We start from the raw sequence: 4457 nt of genomic DNA, 5'->3' as shown, positions 1-4457 counted from the left end.
TTTTTGCACTGAACTGGCGATGAGTTGTGGTGCAAATTTAGTTAACGCCATGAATAACGCGATGGCATTTTTAGCACAACATTGCCAACGCCAAAATGTAAAACGAGACCAGAAAACCGGCCTATTTAAATGCTTAATGCCATATAATAATCAATGAGTTAGCTCGTTAAGATCATACGTATGAATACATGCTACCGTCAGATATCCGTCATGAAATCAACCTGATAATAATCGCAGAAATGTAGTTGACATGAGATTATTTAATGAATAATAATCGTTACGCGAATTTCGCAGTTATTAATGGAGTGTTATATGCCTTTAAGTAAAGTATTAGAATCCGATCTTAAAGAACAGCTTATAAAGGCTGGTGTGGATAGACCGGAACAGCAGAAAATAACTGCTGGAGTTGAGTTAGATGACGAGGAACTGATGCTTGTGGTTGGTGGTGGCTTTGGCCAGGTTATAAGTTTTAAATCATCTTATACCCAAAATGGCAAGTTTACTCAAGGTAGTCACCCTAACTAATATCGATATGAGCTTGTCTGAAAGGAGAAGCTCTTTAAAAAAGTAAATTTATTATGAATATAATTATAAAAAAAAACCTCATATTTGTTTTATTCCTTATTCCTACTGCTTGTTTTGGCAAAGAAAATTCAAATGCTGAAATTGAAATATATAGTTCGTCATCTGGTATAGGTGTTAAGTTATCCGCGAGCCTACCTTGCGATGGAAAGTTAGAACTACTGAAACCTATTTTTCACAGCACAAATAGTGAGTTGTTAGTTAGTTTGAACTTAGGCTCATTTGAAAAAAAAAATGAAATTCATATAGAAGGTAACAGCATAATTTTACCCTGCCTCAATGCTAACTACGTAAGTTATACATATGACAGTGGCGGAGTTGCTAATTTTAACCCACACGCCAAATTTGACATCTCTCATTATATAGCTGCCCCTGTGAAAGCCAAAAATCTTAAGTACGACATTAAAATTTCAAACTTTGACAAAGATCTACATTATTATTCAAGCTTAAAAAGCGTCTCTCCGACTTTACAAAATATTGATTTGCAGAGTTTAAATAATTCTTATTCCTTGGTAACTAAGAGTAACTTAGACGTTGCAGAAATAAATGGCGTGCAAGTGATTTATGATAGGTTTTCCCGAAATGAGCTTGAAAAAATCCTACAACTATACACAAAGCTTTTGAATCGATTTGGGGGGGCGGATCTCCTCAAAAACATGTTTATCTTAGAATCAAATGATGGCTTTACGTATTTAAACGGAGTTAATCTTGACGACACAATTGTTGCTGAGTATCAAGCGGGAGTGTCCAATCAAGAACTAATTAACATAATATCTCACGAGTTTACTCATTTTTGGATACCTACTCAGATGGGGCTTGCTGGTGAAAAATATCCAAGACTGAATTGGTTTATTGAGGGCTTCACTGAGTATTATTCAGTTAGTATACAAAAGGAAATGGACTTCATAAGTGAAAGTATTTTTTTGGATACTGTTAATGAATATCTTGATAAAAATCAAAATTCAATTTTCTCAAAATTAAGTTTAGATGAATATGAAAATATATTTAACAATACTCCTGCCTTTGTTACTCCAAGAACCGAATTAGATAAAATGCCTTATTGGAGAGGTTTTTTAATCGCATTTATTTTAGACAAAAATCTAGAAGCTAGTACTTCAAGAAATCATAAAATTTATAAATTAGTCTCACGTTTAATTAATTCACCAGGTCATCTTGACTCTGATAAGATATTCTCTTCTTTTTCTGAAAGTGTAAGAGAAACTTTTAAAAAGTTATATTTAAAACATATTGTTGTTGGACGGCCTGTAACTGTAAATGATATTTCAAATTGTGTAGAGTACAGGAGAGATATAAAGCATAAATTCAACCTTGGTTATAATGTTATTAGATCGCAAGAAGATATGAGAATAGAGGAGATTGACATCAACTCTGAAATTTATAAATTTGGAATAAGAAATGGAGATTCTATAGTGGGATCTTCATTTTCAGTAGGCGACCACACCGAAAAAGCAAATTTAGCTGTGATTTCAAAACAAAGCGGAATGCTTATAAATATTGAATACATGCCATCACAAGAAGTTGAGCTTTATACCTTAACATCTTTAAAATCGTCTTGTCAGAACGAGGTTGCTAGATGAAAACTTTAGAAATTGTCCTAAAGATAACGGAACGATGCAATATTAACTGCAGCTACTGTTATGTATTTAATAAAAGTGATACAAGTTCGATATCAAGACCTCCCCTTTTGAAAAAAGGAGTGTTAGAAACACTTGTTGATTTTGTAAGTAAGGCTATCGACTCAGATGGATTTGAGAAGATTATGTTTGATTTTCATGGCGGCGAACCATTACTTCTAGGAAAATCAAAATTCAGAGAGATGTAAGTAGAAAATAGGACAGGCACAGCAGAAATGTGCCCATAATTCTCATAAGTTTTGTTTTGGATAAAGATACTTTTAGCTTCCTCACCATTAGGATCAATAAACTTATACGGATTATTATTGGCATACGTGTTCAGTTGTGCCTGTCCTTTTCACGCGGCAGACTTCGAGAAGGCTCATATGTGTTAGGCAGAACCGCTCGAAAATAATTCTAATCAAATATCGCTTGCCGCTGCCCCGTTTGTCCGAACAAATGAATCTTCATATCAGTTCCTTCCCCACTGAAGTTGGCGATAACACCAGTTTCATGGGCGAACTCGAGGGGTTTACCTTGGATCGGAAACATGACGAGGGGAAGACGATTGCCCGCCGGAAATACCAGTGTAAGTGAGTCACGCTCGTTAAGCACCGAAGCCGTCCAGCCCTGACTCGGGAAAACATAAGTTCCAGCGAGTGACTGCAAGACTGCAACTGGTTGATTGACTCGCTGAACTCTTTTTTCCCGGAACACAGGCCATTCATAGGTACGAGAAACAGAGTTGAAGAATTCTTCACCAAGATTTGCTCCATTATTAGAGTTGGCCAGAAACACCGCACCATCACCAGTTTTCAAGTTCAATGTAATACCGGCCCTGTAGCCTTCAGTGCCGCCATAATGAGTGATAAAAACCATATTACCTTCACCAATTAATCTGAAACCGTAAGCATGGTTATCTACGGGGCTGGAAAGCATCTCACGGATACTGACTTGGGTAAATAAGCTGCTCTTCCCCTCGTAACCTTTATGAATTTCGAGCAAAAACATAGCCAAGTCGGTGGCCGTTGCCCACAGACCGGCTGCAGCCTGCTCAGGATAGTTATTCCAGCCTCCAGGAATGACGGTGCCGTCAATTTGATGTCCGTGAGCAGTATGTAGATAGCTAGAATCGGGCAATGGCATAGCAAAATCCGCTTGCTTCATGCCAACCGGGAAAAGCAACCACTCGCGCATGATCTCATCAAAAGATTTATGCTGTTGATCCTGTAAGGCAATTTCTATGACGGTATAACCCCCACCTGAATAAGCGAGTGAAGTACCCGGTACACTTACCACTTCTACTTTGCGCGAATTGCTTGGGTCTTCGCCGCGCACGATCTGTTGATCTGTCGGTATTGATTCGTTCTGTGCATAACCAGCGTAGCCGCCACGGGCAATGCCTGCTGTATGTGAAAGCAAGTTACGAAATGTTACCGGATTGGCTTTGGATTGTAGACCTACAGGCAGACGATAGGATGACAGATATTTGTCAATGTTCTCGTCAAAATCGATCAATCCTGCTGACTTCATGCGCAGTGCAGCCAGCAAGGTAACGGGCTTGGCGATGGAGCCGGCTTGGAACAGGCTGCCACAATCAGTATCGGCGCCACCGGCACGTAGCTGCCCCCAAGCTGCGCTCCAATCCAGTTTACCGTTGTGCAGTACAGCCACCGACAGGGCGGGCACATTGGACAAATCCATGCGCGTTTTGACATTAACGGGTTTAGTTTCACCGTCGAATACTACTAAGGGAAGCATACCGCCAGTAACCCGCTCTTTGCGCACTTTTGCATCAACCGCCGTATAGCAACTCCAGTGTTGCTGAAATTCAGCATGTTTGCGAACTTCGCTTATCGACCTTTGCAATGTGTAGGCAACTGCTGAACTAAAGAGTGCGCCTAGCAGCGAAATAAGAACAAAGTATTTATTCATGTATGGTTTCCGTACTTAGCCTGCTATCGATAGGCCGATGATATGTTGAGTTGCCTAAAACCAAGAGTAAACGCGCCGCTTTTTGGCGTCGCTTTGACTGTTTTTGTTAGGGACGATAACTATCATAATATGCTCAAAGTAGTAAGACTTTTTCGGCCCAACTTTACCCGTTTCTTAGCATCGGAGGATTCTAATATGTCGATATTTAGTATGCGTAACAGCAACCACACCTTCGGCATGATTGCTGTTTAGATCAAAATGGCAGCAGCTTCGCCAGTTTGTCTGGCGTATCGGCGGTAGGCAGCT

Annotated in this window: 4 protein-coding genes; 3 read left to right on the top strand and 1 reads right to left on the bottom strand. The window is 39.6% G+C overall.

Annotated features, from left to right (window positions below; genetic code table 11):
• Positions 1 to 312: 312 nt before the first annotated feature.
• Genes VT06_RS16360 through VT06_RS16350 form a run of 3 tightly spaced genes read left to right on the top strand, consistent with a single transcriptional unit; the run spans position 313 to position 2425 of the window.
• Complete coding sequence (locus VT06_RS16360; RefSeq protein ID WP_046555406.1) at positions 313 to 525, top strand: hypothetical protein; 213 nt, start codon at positions 313 to 315, stop codon at positions 523 to 525.
• A 53-nt stretch (positions 526 to 578) separates the two neighbouring features.
• The gene (locus VT06_RS18155) at positions 579 to 2180 is read left to right on the top strand and encodes a hypothetical protein (RefSeq protein ID WP_046555405.1); all 1602 of its coding nucleotides are present in this window, start codon (positions 579 to 581) and stop codon (positions 2178 to 2180) included.
• Positions 2177 to 2425, top strand: a complete 249-nt coding sequence (locus tag VT06_RS16350; protein WP_046555404.1) for a hypothetical protein — start codon at positions 2177 to 2179, stop codon at positions 2423 to 2425. The genes VT06_RS18155 and VT06_RS16350 overlap by 4 nt, the downstream gene beginning before the upstream one ends.
• A gap of 208 nt (positions 2426 to 2633) precedes the next feature.
• Here VT06_RS16350 and VT06_RS16345 read toward each other — a convergent pair whose 3' ends face one another.
• The gene (locus VT06_RS16345) at positions 2634 to 4151 is read right to left on the bottom strand and encodes a serine hydrolase (RefSeq protein ID WP_052750327.1); all 1518 of its coding nucleotides are present in this window, start codon (positions 4149 to 4151) and stop codon (positions 2634 to 2636) included.
• Positions 4152 to 4457: the final 306 nt, after the last annotated feature.

The organism is Arsukibacterium sp. MJ3 (genome assembly GCF_000987765.1).
In the GTDB taxonomy this organism is placed as follows: domain Bacteria; phylum Pseudomonadota; class Gammaproteobacteria; order Enterobacterales; family Alteromonadaceae; genus Alishewanella.
The sequence above is the reverse complement of the archived record's forward strand: the minus strand, read 5'-3'. Positions and strand labels throughout refer to the sequence as shown.